Source organism: Roseateles sp. (assembly GCF_965262435.1).
Lineage (GTDB): Bacteria > Pseudomonadota > Gammaproteobacteria > Burkholderiales > Burkholderiaceae_C > Paucibacter_A.
The window spans coordinates 5,260,745-5,280,343 of record NZ_OZ253537.1 but is presented as its reverse complement, the minus strand read 5'-3'; the positions used below and the strand labels follow the sequence as shown (position 1 = coordinate 5,280,343).

The window sequence follows — 19,599 nt, the reverse complement described above, 5'->3', positions numbered from 1 at the left end:
AGCCATGTTGACACGACTCAAGTCCCCCGAAGCGGCCGCCCGCTGGTTGCAGGAATGGACCACCGGCGCCCTGCGCACCGATAGCCGCCAGGTGCAGGCCGGTGATGCCTTCATCGCCTGGCCCGGCTATGCGCGTGACGGCCGCGGCTTTGTGGTCGGCGCGCTGGCGGCCGGTGCCGCCACCTGCCTGGTCGAGGACGAGGGCGTGGAGGCGCATGGCTTTGTCGATGCCCGCGTGGCCTCGCTGCCCGGGCTCAAGGCCCGCACCGGCCTGATCGCCGCGGCCTATTACGGTGATCCTTCCCAGCAGTTGGCCGTGATCGCCAGCACCGGCACCAATGGCAAGACCAGCACCGCCTGGTGGACGGCCCAGGCCCTGAGCCTGCTGAGCCAGCGCTGCGGCGTGGTCGGTACCCTGGGCGTGGGCGAGCCGCCCATCCCAGGCCGCGAGCAAGCCAGCCAGATCGACTACACCGGCCTGACCACGCCCGACCCGGTGCTGCTGCAGGCCGCTTTCCGGCGCATGCAGGATGAGGGTTATGGCGCCTGCGCCATCGAGGCCTCCAGCATCGGCCTGAAAGAACACCGCCTGGACGGTACGCAGATCCGTGTTGCCCTGTTCACCAATTTCACGCAAGACCACCTCGACTACCACGGCACGATGGAGGCCTACTGGGCTGCCAAGCGCGAGCTCTTCGATCGCGCGGGCCTGCAGGCGGCAGTGGTGAATCTTGACGATGCCAAGGGTGCCGAGCTGGCCGAGGCCCTGCAAGGCCGTCTCGATGTCTGGACCTACGGCCTGAACCGCGAGGCACGCCTGAGTGCGGTGGATCTGCACTACCGCGCCGGCGGCCTGGCGTTCACGCTCAAGGAAGCCGAACAGGCGGTGCTGGTGGAAACCGGCCTGATCGGCGAGTACAACGTCTCCAACTTGCTGGCCGTGATCGGTGGCCTGCGCGCCCTGGGCCATGGCCTGGCCGAGGTGGCCGCCGTGGCCGGCTGCGTCACGCCCGTGCCGGGCCGCATGCAGCGGGTCGGCAACGGCCTGGAGCTGCCCCAGCTGGTGGTGGATTACGCCCACACGCCCGATGCCCTGGACAAGGCGCTCGGCGCCCTGGCCCCGCTGGCTCAGGCGCGCGGCGGCAAGCTGGTCTGCGTCTTCGGCTGCGGCGGTGACCGCGATCGCAGCAAGCGCCCGGCCATGGGCGCCATCGCAGCCCGCCTGGCCGACCGCGTCATCGTCACCAGCGACAACCCGCGCAGCGAGGCGCCGCAGCAGATCCTGGCCGATATCGAAGCCGGCCTGCCGGCTGGTGCCGGCCACCTCAGCGTGGTGGACCGCCGCGAGGCGATCGCCGAAGCCGTGCTGCAAGCGGGCCCGCGCGACGTCATCCTGGTGGCCGGCAAGGGCCATGAGGACTATCAAGAAATTGAGGGTCAGCGCCATCCCTTCTCCGATGTGGACGAAGCGCGCGCCGCCCTGATCCGGAGGGCCGGTCTGTGAGCGCCCAAGCCTTGATGACCCTGGGCCAGGCCCATGCCCTCCTGCTGCCGCTGCTGTCCACGGCGCGCCTGATCGGCTCTCCCGACACGTCCATCCAGCGCGTGCACAGCGACACGCGCAGCCTGGCGCCCGGCGATCTGTTTGTCGCCCTGCGCGGCGAGCGCTTCGATGCGCATGACTTCCTGCCCCAGGCCGCTGCGGCCGGCGCGGTGGCCGCCCTGGCCGAGCGCGGCCTGGCCGAGGCCGGCCTGGCTGGCATCGAGGTGCCGGACAGCAAGCAGGCCTTGGGCCTGCTGGCCCAGGCCTGGCGTGCCCAGGTGCAACTGCCCCTGATTGCCGTCACCGGCAGCAATGGCAAGACCACGGTCACCCAGATGATCGCCAGCATCCTGCGCGCCTGGCATGGCAGCCACTGCCTGGCGACCGAAGGCAATTACAACAACGAGATCGGCGTGCCCCTGACCCTGCTGCGCCTGCGCCAGGACGAGGCGCTGTGGCAGCGCGCGGCCGTGGTCGAGCTGGGCATGAACCACCCGGGCGAGATCGCGCCGCTGGCCGCCTTCGCCTGGCCCACCGTCGCCCTGGTCAACAACGCCCAGCGCGAGCATCAGGAATTCATGCAGACGGTGGAGGCCGCGGCGCGCGAGAACGGCGCCGTGATCGAGGCCCTGGGCCCGACTGGCGTGGCCGTGTTCCCGGCCGAAGATGCCTGCGCACCGATCTGGCTGGAGCTGGCCGGCAGCCGCCCGCATCTGAGCTTTGCCCTGCAGGGCGAGGCCGATGTCACCGGCAGCGCCCGCTGGGTGGACAGCGGCCACTGGGCCCTGGAGCTGCACACGCCCGCCGGCGTGGCGCCGGTGGCCCTGGCGGTGGCTGGTTTGCATAACGTGCGAAATGCACTGGCTGCGGCGGCCTGCGCCCTGGCGGCCGGCGCGCCGCTGGCGGTGATCGCCCGCGGCCTGGAGGACTTCCGCCCGGTCAAGGGTCGCTCGCAGCTCAAGTGCTTCGAGCGTGCCGGTCAGCGCATCACCCTGATCGACGACAGCTACAACGCCAACCCCGACAGCGTGCGCGCCGCCATCGATGTGCTGGCTGAGCTGCCCGGTGACTCCTGGCTGCTGCTGGGCGATATGGGCGAGGTCGGCGACCAGGGCCCGGCCTTCCACCGCGAGGTGGGGGCTTATGCCGCTGAGCGCGGCCTGGCGGCGCTGTGGACCGCCGGTTCGGCCGCGGCCGATGCCGCCGCGGCTTACGGCTCAGGCGCGTGCGCCTTTGCCACCGTGGCGGATCTGCTGGCCGCGCTGGCCGAGTCCGCGCCGACGGTGCAGAACATTTTGATCAAGGGATCTCGCTTCATGCGTATGGAACAAGTGGTCGCTGCCCTGCTGCAGACGGCCGACACGAAAGCGGGGGCCTGAAGACATGCTGCTGACCCTGGCTCAATGGCTGCAAGGCCTTTACCCGGATCTGGGCTTTTTGCGCCTGTTCCAGTACATCACCTTCCGTGCCGTGATGGCCGCCATGACGGCGCTGCTGATCGGCCTGGCCTTCGGCCCCTGGGTGATCCGCCGCCTGACCGAGATGAAGATCGGCCAGCCCATCCGTGAGTACGGCATCCAGCAGCATCTGGCCAAGAACGGCACGCCCACCATGGGCGGTGTGCTGATCCTGATCGGCATCGGCGTCTCGACCCTGCTGTGGTTCGACTGGAGCAACCGCTTTGTCTGGGTGGTGATGTTGGTGACCATGGGCTTTGGCGCCGTGGGCTGGGTCGATGACTGGCGCAAGGTGGTGGACAAGAACCCCGAGGGCATGCGCAGCCGCGAGAAGTTCTTCTGGCAATCGCTGATCGGCCTGGTGGCTGCGCTCTACCTGGCCTTCAGCGTGTCCGAGACCTCCTTCCTGGGCGTGGTGCAGCTGTTCTTCCGCTGGATCAGCAGCGGCTTCTCGACCGACCTGCCACCCAAGGCCGACCTGATCGTGCCCTTCTTCAAGACGGTCAGCTACCCGCTGGGCGTGTTCGGTTTCATCGCGCTGTCATTCTTTGTCATCGTCGGCTGCAGCAATGCGGTCAACTTCACTGATGGGCTCGATGGCCTGGCCATCATGCCGGTCGTGCTGGTGGGCTCGGCCTTGGGTCTCTTCGCCTACCTGACCGGCTCCTCGGTGTTTTCCAAATACCTGCTGCTGCCCTACATCCCGGGCGCCGGCGAGCTGCTGATCTTCTGCGCGGCCATGGCGGGGGCAGGTCTTGCCTTCCTCTGGTTCAACGCCTACCCGGCCCAGGTCTTTATGGGCGATGTGGGCGCGCTGTCCCTGGGCGGTGCGCTGGGCACCCTGGCCGTGATCACGCGCCAGGAAATCGTGCTGGGCATCATGGGCGGTGTGTTCGTGGCCGAGGTGCTCTCGGTCATGCTGCAAGTGACCTGGTTCAAGTACACCAAGAAGAAGTACGGCGAGGGCCGGCGCATCTTCAAGATGGCGCCGCTGCACCACCACTTCGAGAAGTCCGGCTGGAAGGAAACGCAGGTGGTCGTGCGCTTCTGGATCATCACCATGCTGCTGTGCCTGGTCGGCCTGGCCAGCTTGAAACTGCGCTGACGCCATGAAGCATCTTCAAGGCTTGCGCGTGCTGATTCTGGGTCTCGGTGACTCCGGCCTGGCCATGGCCGCCTGGGTGGCGCGCCACGGCGCAGAGCGCATTGCGGTGTGGGACTCGCGCCCGCAGCCGCCGCAGGCTGCGGCCCTGGCCGAGCAGGTGCCGGCCGCCCGTTTCTTCAGCGGCGACTTGTCGGCCGACGAGCTGATCGGCGTGCAGCTGGTGCTCAAGAGCCCGGGCCTGTCGCCCCTGGATGCCCGCCTGCAGCCGCTGCTGAACCAGGCGCGCCAGACCGGCGTGCCGGTGCAAGGCGAGCTCGATCTCTTCGCCCGCGCCCTGGCCGATCTCAAGGCCGAGCGTGGCTATGCGCCGGCCGTGCTGGCCATCACCGGCACCAATGGCAAGACCACCACCACCTGCATGACGGCCTTGCTGGCCGAACGTGCCGGCAAGCGCGTGGCCGTGGCCGGCAATATCGGCCCCAGCATGCTGACGACCCTGGGCGCGGCCCTGGATCTGGAGCCGGCACCGGTGCTGCCGGAAGAAGCGGCGCTGGAGCTTGCAGCTGAGGCCGAGGCGCCAAGTCCGGTGGCCGATGAAGCTGCTGCTCCCGAAGCTGCGACGGAAGCGGTGGAGGCCTCGGCCGAGCCGGCCATCGAGCCTTCGGCTGAACTTGAAACATCTGAACCCGTGCCGGTCGACGCCGTGCCAGCAGCCGCGAGTGCGGACACTGCAGAAGCTGTCAGCACCCTGGACATGGTCGAAGCCCTGCTCGACGAGGCGCCCCTGCCCATCAAGCCGCCGCCGCCCAAGGGCCCGGTCTTCGAGCACCTGCCCGAGGTCTGGGTGCTGGAGCTGTCCAGCTTTCAGCTCGACGGTGTGCAGGGCTTCGAGCCCACGGCCGGCGCGGTGCTCAATCTCACGCAAGACCATCTGGACTGGCATGGCGATATGGCCGCCTACACCCGGGCCAAGGCGTTCGTCTTCGGTCAGAACGGGCTGATGGTCATCAACCGCGACGACCCGGTGGTCGAAGGCCTGGTGCCTGCCGCCGTGATGGTCAAGCAAGGCCGCGGCCGCGCTGCCAAATCGGTGCAGCGCGCCGTGACCCGCTTCGGCCTGGATGCGCCGGACCGCCCGGGCGACTTCGGTCTCGTGGAAGAGGGCGGCATGGCCTGGCTGGTGCGCGCCCGCGAGCAAGACGAAACCCTGAAACGGAAAAAGGGCGAGGACGAGGAGGAGATCACCCTGCAGCGCCTGATGCCCGCCGATGCCCTGCGCGTGCGCGGCCGCCATAACGCCGCCAATGCACTGGCCGCCCTGGCCCTGGCCAGCGCCGCCGGCTGCGCGTTGGCGCCCATGTTGCACGGCCTGCGCGAATACCGCGGCGAACCGCACCGCGTCGAGCATGTGGCCTCGATCGAAGGCGTGGATTTCTACGACGATTCCAAGGGCACCAATGTCGGCGCCACCGTGGCGGCGATCACCGGCCTGGGTGCCGACCGTGCGCCGGCCAAGCTGGTCTTGATCCTCGGCGGCGACGGCAAGGGCCAGGATTTCAGCCCCCTGGCCGCCGGCGTGGCTCGCCATGCCCGCGCCGTGGCCTTGATCGGCCGCGACGGCCCGCAGATCGCTGCCGCCCTGGCCGATTGCGGTGTGCCTCTGCAAGCGCATGAAAGCTTAGAAGCCGCCACGGCCTGGTGCCAGGCACAAGCGCAGAGTGGCGACAGTGTGCTGCTGAGCCCGGCCTGTGCCAGCCTGGACATGTTCCGCAACTACGCCCACCGCGCCGAGGTCTTTGTGGCCGCCGTGCAGCAGCTGGCCGAAGACCGGGGCTTGAGCCTGTGAGCTTCTCCACCATGATCCAGTCCTGGACCGAGCGCCTGCGTGCGCTGTGGGCCGGCAGCAAGGGCGGGGCCGAGAGCGTGCCGGTGCGCGATTGGGTCAGTGTGTCGGCCGGCCAGCCGACCAAGCTCAGCGGTTTCGATGCCACCCTGGTCTGGGTGGTGCTGGCCTTGATGGGCCTGGGCCTGGTGATGGTGTATTCCGCCTCCATCGCCATGCCGGATAACCCACGTTTTGCCAAATACCTGCCCACCCATTTCCTGACCCGCCACATCGTGGCGATCTCCTTCGGCTTGGTCGCAGCCTTGATCACGGTGCAGGTGCCGGTGTCCACTTGGGAGCGCTTTGCCCCTTGGATGTTTGTGTTGGCCCTGGTCTTGCTGGTGGCGGTACTGATCCCCGGCGTGGGCAAGGTGGTTTATGGTGCGCGGCGCTGGATTCCGCTGGGCGTGATGAACTTCCAGCCCTCGGAACTGGCCAAGATGGCGATTGCCATGTACGCGGCCAGTTACATGATGCGCAAGATGGATGTGAAGGAGAACTTCTTCCAGGCCGTCTGGCCCATGGCCGTGTCGCTGGCCATCGTCGGCGTGCTGCTGCTGGCCGAGCCGGACATGGGTGCCTTCATGGTGATCGCGGCTATCGCCATGGGCATCTTGTTCCTGGGCGGCGTCAACGGCCGCATGTTTTTCCTGATCGTGGCCGTGCTGGTCGGCGCCTTTGTGCTGATGATCACCTTCAGCGAGTTCCGCCGCGAGCGCATCTTTGCCTACCTCAACCCCTGGGACGAGAAGTACGCCCAGGGCAAGGCCTACCAGCTGACGCATTCCCTGATCGCACTGGGCCGCGGCGAATGGCTGGGCCAGGGCCTGGGCAGCAGTGTCGAAAAGCTGCACTACCTGCCCGAGGCGCACACCGACTTTCTGCTCGCCGTGATCGGCGAAGAGCTGGGCTTTGTCGGCGTGGCACTGGTCATCATTGCTTTCTTCTGGCTTTCGCGCCGGCTCTTTCATATCGGCCGCCAGGCCATCGCCCTGGACCGCGTGTTCGCCGGCCTTTATGCGCAAGGCATCGGCATCTGGGTGGGCGGCCAGGCCTTCATCAATATGGGCGTGAACCTGGGCGCGCTGCCGACCAAGGGCCTGACCTTGCCACTGATGAGCTTTGGCGGTTCTGCCATCTTGATGAACTGCGTGGCCTTGGCCATCGTGCTGCGGATAGACATCGAGAATAGGCAGCTCATGCGCGGAGGCCGAGCATGAGTACAAAGCACCTCGTCATCATGGCGGCCGGCACCGGCGGCCACATCATCCCGGGCCTGGCCGTGGCCGAGGAGATGAAGCGCCGCGGCTGGAGCGTCAGCTGGATGGGCACCGAGCTCGGCATGGAAAACAAGCTGGTGCCGCCCACGGGCATCCCCCTCGATCGCCTGGCCTTTGCCGGCCTGCGCGGCAAGGGGCTGCTGCACTCAGTCAAGGGTGTGTTCAAGCTGGCACAGGCTTTTGTGCAGAGTCGTCAGGTGTTCGTGACGCGCAGCGCTGATGCGGTGCTGGGCATGGGCGGTTATGTCTGCTTCCCCGGTGGCTTGATGGCTTGGTTGATGCGCCGGCCGCTGATGCTGGTCAATGCCGATGCGGCCATGCTGCTGAGCAACCAGAGCCTCAAGCCCATGGCACAGACCATTGCCTTCGGTTTCGACGGCGCGGCTGCGGCCTCGACCAGCAAGGCCGTGGTCACCGGCAACCCGGTGCGCGCCGAGATCGAAGCCCTGGCGCCGCCGGCCCAGCGCTATGCCGGCCGCAGCGGCCCGCTGCGTGTGCTGGTGGTGGGCGGCTCCTTGGGCGCGCGCGCCATCAATGATCTGCTGCCTAAAGCCCTGGCTCTGTGGCCTGCCGATCAGCCCCGCCCGCAAGTGGTCCATCAGACCGGCCAGGCCAATCTGGCCGCAGTGCAGGCGGCCTACAAGGCGGCCGGTGTGCAGGCCGACATCCGGCCCTTCATCGATGACATGGCGGCCGAGCTGGGCGCGGCCGATGTGATGCTGTGCCGCGCCGGTGCGGTGACGGTCAGCGAAATCTGCGCCGCCGGCCTGGCCTCGGTGCTGGTGCCGCTGGTGGTGAGCACCACCTCGCATCAGCGCGACAACGCCCGTTTCATGGCCCAGCATGGCGCGGCCGTGCACCTGCCGCAAGAAGAGATGACGGCCGAAGGGCTGAAGCAATTGCTGCAAGGCATGGACCGAGAGCATTTGCTGGCCATGGCCGACAAGGCCCGGACGCTGGCCCGGCCGCGCGCCGCCTCGCGGGTGGCCGATGAGATTGAAAAGATGACAGGTGCCCGCTCATGAAACACGCCTTGCAACGCATTCACTTCGTGGGCATCGGCGGCGCCGGCATGAGCGGCATTGCCGAGATCCTGCAAGCCCAGGGCTACCGCGTCTCGGGCTCGGACCAGTCCGACAGCGCCACCTTGCAGCGCCTGGCCAGCCTGGGCCTGCGCGTGCAGATCGGTCATGCGGCCGAGCACATCGGCGATGCCCAGGTGGTGGTCACCTCCACGGCCGTGCGCGCCGACAACCCCGAGGTGCTGGCCGCCCGCGCGCGCCACATCCCGGTGGTGCAGCGCGCCGTCATGCTGGCCGAGCTGATGCGCCAGCAAAAAGGCATCGCCATCGCCGGCACCCATGGCAAGACCACGACCACCTCCCTGGTCACCGATGTGTTGATCGAGGCCGGCCAGGACCCGAGCTTTGTGATCGGCGGCAAGCTGGCCAGCGCCGGCGCCAACTCGCGTCTGGGGCGGGGCGAGTTCATCGTCGTCGAAGCCGACGAGTCCGATGCCTCCTTCCTCAAGCTGCTGCCCATGCTGGCCGTCGTCACCAATATCGACGCCGACCACATGGACACCTACGGCCATGATTTCGCCCGCCTGAAGCTGGCCTTTGTCGATTTCCTGCACCGCATGCCTTTCTACGGCGCGGCGGTGATGTGCGCCGACGATGCCGGCGTGCGCTCCATCCTGCCGCTGCTTTCGCGCCCGGTGGTGACCTACGGCTTCGACGAAGACCTCGATGTGCGCGCGGTCGATATGCAAGCCCTGTCGGGTGGCGGCATGCGCTTCACTGTGCAGCGCCAGGGCCGACCCGATCTGCCGGTGGTGTTGAATTTGGCAGGTCGGCACAACGTCTTGAATGCACTGGCCGCGATCGCCGTGGCCGACGAGCTGGAGTTGCCTGACGCGCCGGTGCTGGCCGCGCTGGCCAAGTTCGGTGGCGTGGGCCGGCGCTTCCAGCGCTACGGCGAGCTGCCGGCGGCGGGTGGTGGCCAATTCAGCCTGGTCGATGACTACGGCCACCATCCGGTGGAGATGGCGGCAGTGTTGGCAGCCGCGCGCGGCGCCTTCCCGGGCCGCCGCCTGGTGCTGGCCTTCCAGCCTCACCGCTACACCCGCACGCGCGACTGCTTTGCCGAGTTCGTGCGCGTGATCGCCGGCTTCGACGCCGTGCTGCTGACCGAGGTGTACGCCGCCGGTGAGGGCGTGATCGCCGGCGCCGATGGCCGCGCGCTGCTCGCCTCGCTGGAGAAGACCTCGCTGGCCGAGGTGAGTTTTGTCGACGACGTCGCCGCCCTGCCGCAGGCCATTGCCGCGGCGGCGCGTGCCGACGACGTTGTGATCGTGATGGGCGCTGGCTCCATCGGTGCCGTGCCGGCACAAACCGTGACTTTTCTGAAGGGTGTCCAAGAGTGAACGCACTGCTGACACAAGTGGGGCGGGCCGAGCGCCGGGCCGCTCCCAAGCCGGACCGCATCCCCTTGGGGGATCGTTCGACGTACTCGGCGAACGAGGGGCTGTCATGAAACTGGATCTGAATATCGATCCGAAATCGCTAGGCAAGGTGGCCGTGCTGATGGGCGGCGACTCGGCCGAGCGCGAGGTTTCGCTGACCATGTCGGGTCCGGGCGTGCTCAAGGCCTTGCGCGGGCAAGGCGTGGATGCGCATGGCTTCGACCCTTCCGAGCGGCCGCTGCAAGTGCTCAAGGACGAGGGCTTCGACCGCTGCTTCATCGCCCTGCATGGCCGTCACGGCGAAGACGGCACGGTCCAAGGTGCGCTGGAACTGCTGGGCATTCCCTACACCGGCTCGGGTGTGATGGCCTCCAGCATTGCCATCGACAAGATCATGACCAAGCGCCTGTGGCTGGCCGATGGCCTGGCCACGCCGCGCTATGTCAAGCTCAAGAAGAGCGCCATCAGCCGCGAGAACTGCATGGCCATCCCGGACCAACTGGGCCTGCCGGTCTTCGTCAAGCCGCCGCACGAGGGCTCGACCATCGGCATCAGCAAGGTCGAAGGCTATTCGCAGATGCAAGAGGCGGTTGAGCTGGCCGCGCGCTACGACGACGAGATCCTTTGCGAGGAATTCATCGACGGCCCCGAGCTCACCTGCCCGGTGCTGGGCGAGGGCGACACCGCCGTGGCTCTGCCGGTGGTGCAGATCGAAGCCGTCGGCGGCAACTACGACTACCAGAACAAGTACTTCACCGACACCACCCGCTACCTGACCGACACCCTGGGCATTGAGCTCGAGCGCGAGGTGCGTGAGTTGACCCTGGCCGCTTACCGCTCGCTGGGCTGCCGCGGCTGGGCGCGCGCTGACGTGATGCTGCGCAAGCGGGACAACAAGCCCTTCTTGCTTGAAATGAACACCTCGCCGGGCATGACCTCGCATTCCCTGGTGCCGATTTCGGCCAAGGCTGCTGGCATCTCTTACGAGCAGCTGTGCATGTGGGTGCTGTCCCAGGCGCGTCTGGACGGCCAGGTGCCGGCCAAGCAGGCCTGACCGAGCCCGGGCTCCAAACAAAAAACCATGCGCGCCTCCGCCACCCTCAGCAGCAGCTTGCCGCCCGACATCCGCCTGATGAATGCGGTGACGGCCTTGCTGCTCGCGGGTGCATTCCTGCTGGCGGCTGGGCTCAGCCTGCGCTGGGTCTCGCGCCAGCCGGTGTTTGCCATTCGTGCCATTCAGGTGGAAGGCGATGTTGCGCGCAACAGCGCCGCGTCCTTGCGCGCCAATGCGCTGCCGGGCCTGTCGGGTTCCTTTCTGAGCATGAGCTTGCAGCAGGGGCGCGAGGCTTTCGAGGCCGTGCCTTGGGTGCGCAGCGCGGTGGTGCAGCGGGTCTGGCCGAACCAGCTCAAGGTCCGGCTCGAGGAGCACCGGCCGGCCGCTTACTGGGAAACCAAGGCGGAAGGTGCCGACGCCCAAAGCGACGCGACGGTGGAGCGGCGCCTGGTCAACAGCTTCGGCGAGGTGTTTCAGGCCAATCTCGGCGATGTCGAAGATGAAAACCTGCCCGTGTTGGCCGGTCCGGCAGGCACAGCGAGCGCCATGCTGAGCATGTGGCAGCGCCTGCAGCAAGCCAGTCGCAGTCTGGACGAGCGGGTCGAACGCCTGGATCTCTCGGGTCGCGGCTCCTGGCGCATCAATCTTGAAAAAGGCGCCGTCGTGGAACTCGGCCGCGGCAGCGAGGACGAGGTGCTGGAGCGCTACGGGCAACTGCTTCGCACAGTGACCCAGATCACCTCACGCTATCAGGCGCCACTGCTGTCGGCGGATTTGCGCCATGCCGATGGTTATGCCCTGCGTCTGCAAGGCATTGGCACGGTCGCCAAGCCGGTCAAAACCAACAAACCCGCGGCCAAGCCGGCCAAACCCGCCAGCGCGGGAACCATAAGAAACTGAAGGAAGAACAAGCATGGCCAAGGAATACAAGGATTTGGTCGTTGGGCTCGATATCGGCACGGCCAAGATCATGGCCGTGGTGGCCGAGGTGCTGGGCAATGGTGAATTGCGCATCGCCGGCCTCGGCGTGGCCAGCTCGAATGGTTTGAAACGCGGTGTGGTAGTCAATATTGACGCCACCGTGCAATCGATCCAGCAGGCCTTGAAAGAGGCCGAAATGATGGCCGACTGCAAGATTTCCCGGGTTTACACCGGCATCACCGGCAGCCATATCCGCGGCCAGAATTCCACCGGCATGGTCATCGTGCGCGACAAGGAAGTGACACCGGTCGATGTCGCCCGGGTCGTGGAAACCGCCAAAGCCATCAATATTCCCAACGACCAGCGCCTGCTGCTGGTGGAGCCGCAGGAATTCGTGATTGACGGCCATGAGGTCAAGGAACCGATCGGCATGAGCGGCGGCCGTCTGGAAGTGAAGGTCCATATTGTCACCGGCGCGCAAAGTGCGGCGGAAAACATCGTCAAGTGCGTGCGCCGCTGCGGCCTGGAAGTCGACCAACTGGTTTTGAATTCCAGCGCCTCCAGCCTGGCTGCCTTGACCGCCGACGAGCGCGATCTCGGCGTCGCCCTGGTCGACATCGGCGCCGGCACCACCGATGTGGCGATCTTCACCGGCGGCTCGATCCGCCATACCGCCGTCATCCCCATTGCTGGTGATCTGATCACCAGCGATATCGCCATGGCCCTGCGCACGCCGACCAAGGATGCCGAGGAAATCAAGGTCGAATATGGCGTCGCCAAACAAATGCTGGCCGACCCGGCCGACCAAGTCGAAGTGCCCGGTTTGGGCGATCGCGCGCCTCGAATGCTTTCAAAACAAGCACTTGCCGGCGTTATTGAACCCAGAGTCGAGGAAATATTCTCGCTGGTGAATCAAGTCATCCGCGAAAGTGGGTATGAGGAACTGTTGTCTTCGGGGATTGTCCTGACCGGCGGATCAGCGGTGATGCCCGGTATGGTGGAACTCGCCGAGGACATATTCCTGAAACCCGTGCGCCGCGGCAACCCGACCTATAGCGGTGCTTTGTTCGACATGGTTTCGAACCCGCGTTCGGCCACGGTCATGGGTTTGCTGGAAGAGGCGCGGTTGTCGCGCACCCGGGGTTTGAAGGCGGCGCAACAAGCCGGTTCCATGAAAACCTTGTTCGGCCGGGCCAAGGATTGGTTCCTGGGTAACTTCTGAAATTCACATCTGCTTACCGGATGGGTAAGGCGGTACTGGTTTAACTGTCGGAAAACAACGGCAGCGCGTGAAAAAAAGGGTCATCCCTATAGTTTTTCGGGCTTAGCGGCGGCACAATTGCTCAAGGAGAATTGATTATGGCGATCGAGATGATCGAAGAGTTTGACCAAGGCACCCAAATCAAGGTGATTGGTGTTGGCGGCGGCGGCGGCAACGCGGTGGACCACATGATCGCGCAGGGCGTGATGGGTGTGGAATTCATCTGCGCCAACACCGATGCTCAAGCCCTGAACCGATCCAAGGCGGACCAGCTCTTGCAGCTGGGCAGCACCGGCCTCGGCGCTGGCGCCAAGCCTGAAATGGGCAAGGCCGCGGCGGAAGAGGCTGAAGCGCGCATCCGCGAGTCCATCCAGGGCGCGCACATGCTCTTCATCACCGCCGGCATGGGCGGCGGCACCGGCACCGGTGCGGCACCAGTCATCGCCCGCGTGGCCAAGGACATGGGCATCCTCACCGTCGGTGTGGTGACCAAGCCTTTCGAATTCGAAGGTGGCCGTCGCTCCAAGGCTGCCGATGCTGGCTTGGCCGAACTCGAAGCCAATGTCGACTCGCTGATCGTCGTGCTGAACGACAAGCTGCTGGATGTGCTGGGTGATGATGTCACGCAGGATCAGGCCTTTGCGCATGCCAATGACGTGCTGAAGAATGCTGTTGGCGGCATTTCCGACATCATTCACATCCCCGGCTTGGTCAACGTCGACTTCGAAGACGTCAAGACGGTGATGAGCGAGCCCGGCAAGGCCATGATGGGCACGGCGCAAGCCAGTGGTCCGGACCGCGCCGCCAAGGCGGCGGAAGCGGCTGTCGCTTGCCCGCTGCTGGAAGGCATCGATCTGTCCGGCGCCCGTGGCGTTCTGGTGCTGATCGCGGCCAGCCGCGCCAACTTCAAGCTGAGTGAATCCCGCAACGCGATGAACGCCATCAAGCGTTACGCCTCGGAAGACGCACATGTCATCTACGGCACGGCTTATGACGAATCCTTGGGCGATGCCCTGCGGGTGACGGTCATCGCCACCGGCCTGTCTTCGCAGCGTGCGCGTCAGCAAGCGCCCTTGCAGGTGGTGCAGCAGCAGGTGCAGACGCAGCTGCGCACGGGCACCTATGACGTGCCGGTCCTGACCGACCACGTCAAGATGCAGGCCGGCACGACGGTGGCGCAAGCCGGCGGTCTGGGCCTGGGCGGCATGGGCGGTGTCAGCAGCGGCGTGGCCTCGGGTCTCGGTGCTGATCTGGGTGCCTCGCACAGCGTCTGGCGCCACGGCCGTACCGCGGCCGCCACCAAGGTCGAGGCCCTGTCCTCGAACGGCATGGACGAGATCGAGATCCCGGCCTTCTTGCGCAAGCAAGCGGACTGAGCGAACTCGGCGAATATCGGGCCCTGTTGCTCGAACCAGAAAACGGACCCTGCGGGGTCCGTTTTTGTTGCGGCAGTGCATGCTCAGGCGCGCGCTGCCCTTGATGCGGTGCTCGACCCAAGAGAGTCAGTCCTTGCGCCTGTGGCATGCTCCTGCTTTGGGCCGCAGCGGGCAGGGCACAGCAAGGCATGAGCGACATTTTTCGAGCAGCATGGATCGGAGCTCTTCGGGGCTTTGGCTGGGTGTCGGGCGTGGCAGCCTTGGCCTGGATGGCCGCTTTGTTGCTGCTCGCGGGGCCGGCTGTTGTGCATGCGCAAGGCCAGTCGCAGTCCCTAGCCCAGGTGCAGATGCAGGCCCTGGCCTTGAAGGATCTGCCTGCGAAGAACAATGGCGAGCAGGCATTCAGCGCCGACCGCGCGATCAGCGTCTGGAACCGTGAAGATCTCGATGCCTGGTGGGCGGCGCTGCGCTCGATGGAAGGCACGCATGGCATCCTGCCGGCGCGCTTGCAGCCGCCGGCCGACGCGGCCGCCTGGTCCACGGTCAGCCTGCCTGATGTCAGGCCACGGGTGTCCCACGCGAGTGCTTCTGTTCCTGCCGGCCAGGCTCGCAGTTATGAAATGCGCTGGTATCGCTTGCGCTACGCGCCACCCCAGGGACGCTGGCCGACCAGTGTGGCGCTGTACATGCCGCGCTTGTCGGCCATGTCGGCCGCCGTGCTCGTCAAGACCGATGAAGGCTGGCGTCAGGTCTTTGACAACCAGTACGGTGCGCGGGAGCAATGGGTGCGGCCGCTCTGGGCCTTGTTTCCGCCGGCGCTGACCGAGCTGCACCAGAATCGCAGCATCGAGTTGGTGGTGGCCGTGCCGGTTCTGCACGGGAGCTTTTTCTCGGTGTCCACCGTCTGGTTGGGCGCCCGGGAGGACTTGGAGAGCCTGCCGCGCCAGCGCTGGATGCTGCAGATCGGCGCGCCTCAGGCCATCAGCCTGACCCTGGTTACGCTGGGCTTGTTCTCCCTGGCCCTGTGGGTGAGGCGTCGCAGCGAGCCGGCTTATCTGCTGTTTGCTCTGGCCTCGGTGGCCTGGCTGCTGCGCAATCTGCACTACCACCTCAACCTGCCGCGCTCGCCACTGGGCCTGGAGTGGTTCTGGTGGATGACCCATGCTTCCATGTCCTGGGTGATGCTGCTGACCTTCATGTTTGCCTTGCGCTTTGCCCGGCGCCCGTTCCCGCGCCTGGAGCGTGCAGTGGCCCTGGTAGTGTTGGCCGGAAGCTTGCTGACCTTGCCTTTGTTCGGCCTGGCGCCCGACCCGGTGTTCCAGCAAGCCCTCAATGCCTTGGTCAGCGTGCTGGGGACGGTTTTCGTTGGTGTCGTGGCCCTGCGCGAGGGCAGCCGGGAATTGCGTTTGATCGCCATCAGCCTCGCCCTGAGCCTGGTGCTGGGGGTGCACGATGTGATCTTGCTGGCTGGCTTGGCCTGGCCCGAGCACATCTATCTGATGCCGTATGCGACCCTGATCATCGTCGCCAGCTTTCTCTATGCCGTGCAACGCCGCTATATCGGGGCCCTTGAAGAGGTCGAGCAGCTCAATGCCTGCCAGGCGCAACGCTTGCAGCAGCAAAGCGATGAACTGCTGGCTCAGCATGAGCGCCTACGCGAGGCGGAGAGGCAGCAGGCCTTGCTGATGGAGCGCCAGCGTCTGATGCAGGACATGCACGATGGCCTGGGCTCCTCGCTGCTCTCGGCCATGGTGGCGGTGGAGCAGGGCCGCATGGAGCAGGACAAGGTGGTCGAGGTCTTGCGCGAATGCGTGGACGACTTGCGCCTGGTGATCGATTCGCTGGAGCCGGTCGGCCATGATCTGGTGTCGCTGCTGGCCACCATGCGTTACCGCCTGGGCAAGCGTTTGCAGGTCGGTGGCCTGAGCCTAGAATGGGATGTGCAAGACCTGCCCCCACTGGCTTGGCTGGAGCCGCCCGACGCCTTGCATGTGCTGCGCCTCTTGCAGGAAGCGCTGAGCAATGTGCTCAAGCATGCCAAGGCTTCGCGGGTGCGCATGGTGACGCGCAACCAGGGCAGCTATGTCGAGATCCGGGTCGAGGACGACGGCGAAGGCTTCGATCTCGACACCGCCCAGCGCGGCCGCGGCCTGAAGAGCCAGCAGCGCCGGGCGCAGCGTTTGGGCGGATCGCTCAAGATCGAGTCCAGCCCCGGCCAGGGCACCCGCCTGAGCCTGCGCCTGCCGGTGCAGCGCCCCATGGCCCCGCCTCAGCAAGGCGCGGCCTGATCGCCGACAATCGAGGCATGCTGAAACAAAGAACCCTGAAGGCCTTGACCCGGGCGGTGGGCGTGGGCATCCACAGCGGGCAGCGCGTCGAACTGACCCTCAGGCCGGCGGCGCCTGACACCGGCATCGTCTTCCGCCGCGTTGACCTGTGCACACCGGTGGACATTCCCGTGCGCCCCGATACCGTCTGCGACACCCGCATGGCCACCACCATCAGCCCCGGCGGCGACCCCGGCGCGCCCAAGGTACAGACGATCGAGCACCTGCTCTCGGCCTGCGCCGGTCTGGGTCTGGACAATCTTTACGTGGACATCAATGCCGACGAGGTGCCCATCCTCGACGGCTCGGCCGCCAGCTTTGTCTATCTGCTGCAGAGCGCCGGCATCGAGCAGCAGAACGCCGCCAAGAAGTTCCTGCGCGTCAAGAAGGCGGTGGAAGTGCGCCAGGGCGAGGGCAAGCGCCTGATGTGGGCGCGTCTGGAGCCGCACCACGGCTACACCCTGAGCTTCCAGATTGAGTTCGACAACCCGGCCGTGTCGGCCACCGGCCAGCAGTATGTCTTCGACATGGGCTCGGGCCAGTACAAAAAGGAAATCGCCCGTGCCCGCACCTTCGGCATGACCAGCGATATCGAGCTGATGCGCTCGCGTGGGCTGACCCTCGGCGGCTCCATGGACAACGCCATCGTGGTCGATGACTACCGTGTGCTGAACGCTGACGGACTCCGTTATGACGACGAGTTCGTCAAGCACAAGATCCTCGACGCCATCGGCGATATGCAGGTGGCGGGCTATCCGCTGCTGGCCGCCTACACCTCGTTCAAGGGCGGTCATGCCCTGAACAACAAGCTGGTGCGTGCCTTGCTGGCCGATGCTGAGGCCTACGAGCTGGTCACTTTCGAGGACGAGGCGCGCGCGCCGCAAGGCTTCGCGCAGCTGGCACCGGCGTGGTGATCTGTTTCCTGCGGCCGCGGCAGCGGGCGCTCAGGCCAGGAGTGTGCTCATGATGATCTTTCGCCTCGTCGCGGGCCTGCTGATGTTTGCCGGCATCGTCAGCTTTGCCATCTACATCGCCACTGGGCAGAAGGTCTGGCGGCAGCGCGGCCTGCTCATCGTCAAATGGACGCTGCTGGCCGCGCTGGGCTTTTTCGCGGTGCTGGTGCTGGAGCGGCTGGCCCTGATGCTGTGAAGCCGCTGCCCCAGCTGCGCGTGACTTACTGCGGCGTGTAGCTGACCTTCAGCTGGTAGTTGCCGGCGCTATAGCCTTTCAGCAAGACATAGACATCGCTGTTGGCTGCGGCGCTGATGCTGCAGGTCTCGATGGCGGTGCTGCCATCGCTCTTGCAGTCATAGCTGGCGGTCGTGGGCACGGTGGCTTTCTTGACGAACAAGTCGATGTCGCCGGTGCCGGTGGTGCTGGCCTTGAAGGTGCCGCCGGCCTTGACCCTGAAGGGGCCGAAGCTTTTGGTCTGGTTCTTGGTCAGGCTGCCGCTGAAGTTTTCCACCTTGTCTCCAGGCGGCGGCGTGCCTGTGCCGTCGGCACCCAACTCCACCGCATAGGCCAGGGCCATGCGCGCGAACTTGAGCGAGTGCTCGGCATTGCTGCCCGTGTTGGCATAGGTGTCGTTGGCGGTGTGAATGCGCGGGTTGCTGGTTGAGAACGAGGCCTCGAAGGGCATGGTGGCGTAATAGCCCTGGGCGCTCCAGCTGGCATGGTCCGAACAGGCATAGCCGCAGCGGTCGGTGCCGATCTTGAGCGTGGGCAGATAGGTCTTGATCAGATTGGTGACAAAGGTGTTCTGGCCGGCATCGGTGTAGTCGGTGAAGATGTAGATGTCATTCGCGGCGCCCTTGTAATTGGTCATGTCCAGTTGCATGACCCCGACCACGTTGGTGTTGGCCGCTGCGTAGCTGCGTGCGATCTCGGCCGAACCCCGCAGGCCCACCTCTTCCGCCGCGTAGGCCATGAATTTCAGGGTGCGCCGAGGCTTGAAGTTATTGGCCACCAGGGTGCGGATGATCTCGGTCAGGCTGGCAACCCCGGAGGCGTCGTCGTCGGCGCCAGGCGCGCGGGTGCTTTCGCCGGTGGCGGAGCCGGCAATTGAATCCAGGTGTGCGCCCAGAACGACATGTTGGGCCGCGTTGTCCGTGCCCTTGAAGGTCAGGATGACCGACTTCTGCGGCCAGCTGGCATGGGTGAACTGCTCCACGGTGATGTCACTGCGGCCGCCGGCCAGATTGGTCCAGCGGTTCTTCAGCCAGGTCGATGCGGCGGTGCCGCCGCTGGTCGTGTAGTAGCGGTTGGTGTTGGCCGAGAGGTCGAGGATGGTCTGGCCGATATTGCTGGCCTGCATCTGCGCCAGCATGGGCATGACCAGGGCTTGCTGGTCAATCACATAACTGGGTCTGATGGCGGCTAGCAGGGCCTGCTTGGGCCGGCTCAGGGCATTCAGGCTGCGCTGACCCTCGGCCTGGCTGGCGTGGAACATAAAGCCGCCGCAGCGGTGCAATTTGTCGTGCACAGCGGCTGACAGCTCACCCAGCATGCTTTCCTCCACCTCGACCAAATGCACGCGCTCGGGCGGGCGCGCGCCCGTGGCGCTGCTTTCAGCTTCGCTCACCGAGGCCAATGCACTGACGCTGGCCGAGGAGCGCGCGGCAGGATATGCGCGCTGCAGCTCCTTGAAGGCGGCATCGCCCAGGCTGATCCAGACCTTGTTGCTGGCCGCGGGCTTGCTGGCGTTTGTGGCCTGGGCCAGGGCGCTGGGGCTGAGCAGGGGGCTGAGTGCCAGCAGGCCGGCCAGAGCCGGGGCCAGCCAGGCGTGTGGGCGCGAATGAGAGTGCAGGGTGGGCATGTTCAAGGTCTCCTTGTGGGGTGTGGGGGCAAGCCTGCGCCGGCCGGCGCAGGCGCCAGTGCCGCTTGGGGCTTGCCTCAGAACGCGGGTTCGCCGCGGCTTCGGCCAGCC

General features: G+C 66.1%; 15 protein-coding genes. 14 read left to right on the top strand and 1 reads right to left on the bottom strand.

The window, feature by feature from the left end; translation table 11 throughout:
* Positions 1-4 precede the first annotated feature (4 nt).
* The 14 genes from ACQY39_RS22655 (at position 5) to ACQY39_RS22590 (ending at position 17,822) form a co-directional block, all read left to right on the top strand.
* On the top strand, positions 5-1,504 hold the full coding sequence (locus tag ACQY39_RS22655) for a UDP-N-acetylmuramoyl-L-alanyl-D-glutamate--2,6-diaminopimelate ligase (protein WP_428510129.1): 1,500 nt from the start codon (positions 5-7) through the stop codon (positions 1,502-1,504).
* 14 nt (positions 1,505-1,518) lie between these two features.
* Complete coding sequence (locus ACQY39_RS22650) at positions 1,519-2,922, top strand: UDP-N-acetylmuramoyl-tripeptide--D-alanyl-D-alanine ligase (RefSeq protein ID WP_428510916.1); 1,404 nt, start codon at positions 1,519-1,521, stop codon at positions 2,920-2,922.
* 4 nt (positions 2,923-2,926) lie between these two features.
* Positions 2,927-4,105 (top strand): phospho-N-acetylmuramoyl-pentapeptide-transferase, encoded by a 1,179-nt coding sequence (gene mraY, locus ACQY39_RS22645; RefSeq protein WP_428510127.1) that lies wholly within the window; start codon positions 2,927-2,929, stop codon positions 4,103-4,105.
* A gap of 4 nt (positions 4,106-4,109) precedes the next feature.
* Positions 4,110-5,951, top strand: a complete 1,842-nt coding sequence (murD, locus tag ACQY39_RS22640) for a UDP-N-acetylmuramoyl-L-alanine--D-glutamate ligase (protein ID WP_428510125.1) — start codon at positions 4,110-4,112, stop codon at positions 5,949-5,951.
* An 11-nt stretch (positions 5,952-5,962) separates the two neighbouring features.
* Positions 5,963-7,210, top strand: a complete 1,248-nt coding sequence (gene ftsW / locus ACQY39_RS22635; RefSeq protein ID WP_428510123.1) for a putative lipid II flippase FtsW — start codon at positions 5,963-5,965, stop codon at positions 7,208-7,210.
* On the top strand, positions 7,207-8,295 hold the full coding sequence (murG, locus tag ACQY39_RS22630; RefSeq protein WP_428510121.1) for an undecaprenyldiphospho-muramoylpentapeptide beta-N-acetylglucosaminyltransferase: 1,089 nt from the start codon (positions 7,207-7,209) through the stop codon (positions 8,293-8,295). Before ftsW ends, murG begins: the two co-directional genes overlap by 4 nt.
* Positions 8,292-9,695, top strand: a complete 1,404-nt coding sequence (murC, locus tag ACQY39_RS22625) for a UDP-N-acetylmuramate--L-alanine ligase (RefSeq protein WP_428510119.1) — start codon at positions 8,292-8,294, stop codon at positions 9,693-9,695. The genes murG and murC overlap by 4 nt, the downstream gene beginning before the upstream one ends.
* Positions 9,696-9,801: 106 nt before the next feature.
* Entirely contained in the window at positions 9,802-10,788 is a 987-nt protein-coding gene (locus tag ACQY39_RS22620; protein WP_428510117.1) for a D-alanine--D-alanine ligase, read from the top strand.
* A gap of 27 nt (positions 10,789-10,815) precedes the next feature.
* The gene (locus tag ACQY39_RS22615; protein ID WP_428510115.1) at positions 10,816-11,688 is read left to right on the top strand and encodes a cell division protein FtsQ/DivIB; all 873 of its coding nucleotides are present in this window, start codon (positions 10,816-10,818) and stop codon (positions 11,686-11,688) included.
* Positions 11,689-11,701: 13 nt separating this feature from the next.
* Positions 11,702-12,931, top strand: coding sequence for a cell division protein FtsA (gene ftsA / locus ACQY39_RS22610; protein WP_428510113.1), 1,230 nt, complete (start codon positions 11,702-11,704; stop codon positions 12,929-12,931).
* 137 nt (positions 12,932-13,068) lie between these two features.
* Positions 13,069-14,346: a cell division protein FtsZ gene (gene ftsZ, locus ACQY39_RS22605; protein WP_428510111.1), complete on the top strand. Its 1,278-nt coding sequence runs from the start codon at positions 13,069-13,071 to the stop codon at positions 14,344-14,346.
* A 188-nt stretch (positions 14,347-14,534) separates the two neighbouring features.
* Positions 14,535-16,634, top strand: coding sequence for an ATP-binding protein (locus tag ACQY39_RS22600; protein ID WP_428510109.1), 2,100 nt, complete (start codon positions 14,535-14,537; stop codon positions 16,632-16,634).
* Positions 16,635-16,651: 17 nt separating this feature from the next.
* Positions 16,652-17,587: a UDP-3-O-acyl-N-acetylglucosamine deacetylase gene (gene lpxC / locus ACQY39_RS22595; protein WP_428510107.1), complete on the top strand. Its 936-nt coding sequence runs from the start codon at positions 16,652-16,654 to the stop codon at positions 17,585-17,587.
* 49 nt (positions 17,588-17,636) lie between these two features.
* Positions 17,637-17,822, top strand: coding sequence for a hypothetical protein (locus tag ACQY39_RS22590; RefSeq protein ID WP_428510105.1), 186 nt, complete (start codon positions 17,637-17,639; stop codon positions 17,820-17,822).
* Positions 17,823-17,847: 25 nt separating this feature from the next.
* Here the strand turns inward: ACQY39_RS22590 and ACQY39_RS22585 are convergent, their stop codons facing one another.
* Positions 17,848-19,488 (bottom strand): M20/M25/M40 family metallo-hydrolase, encoded by a 1,641-nt coding sequence (locus ACQY39_RS22585; RefSeq protein ID WP_428510103.1) that lies wholly within the window; start codon positions 19,486-19,488, stop codon positions 17,848-17,850.
* Positions 19,489-19,599 lie beyond the last annotated feature (111 nt).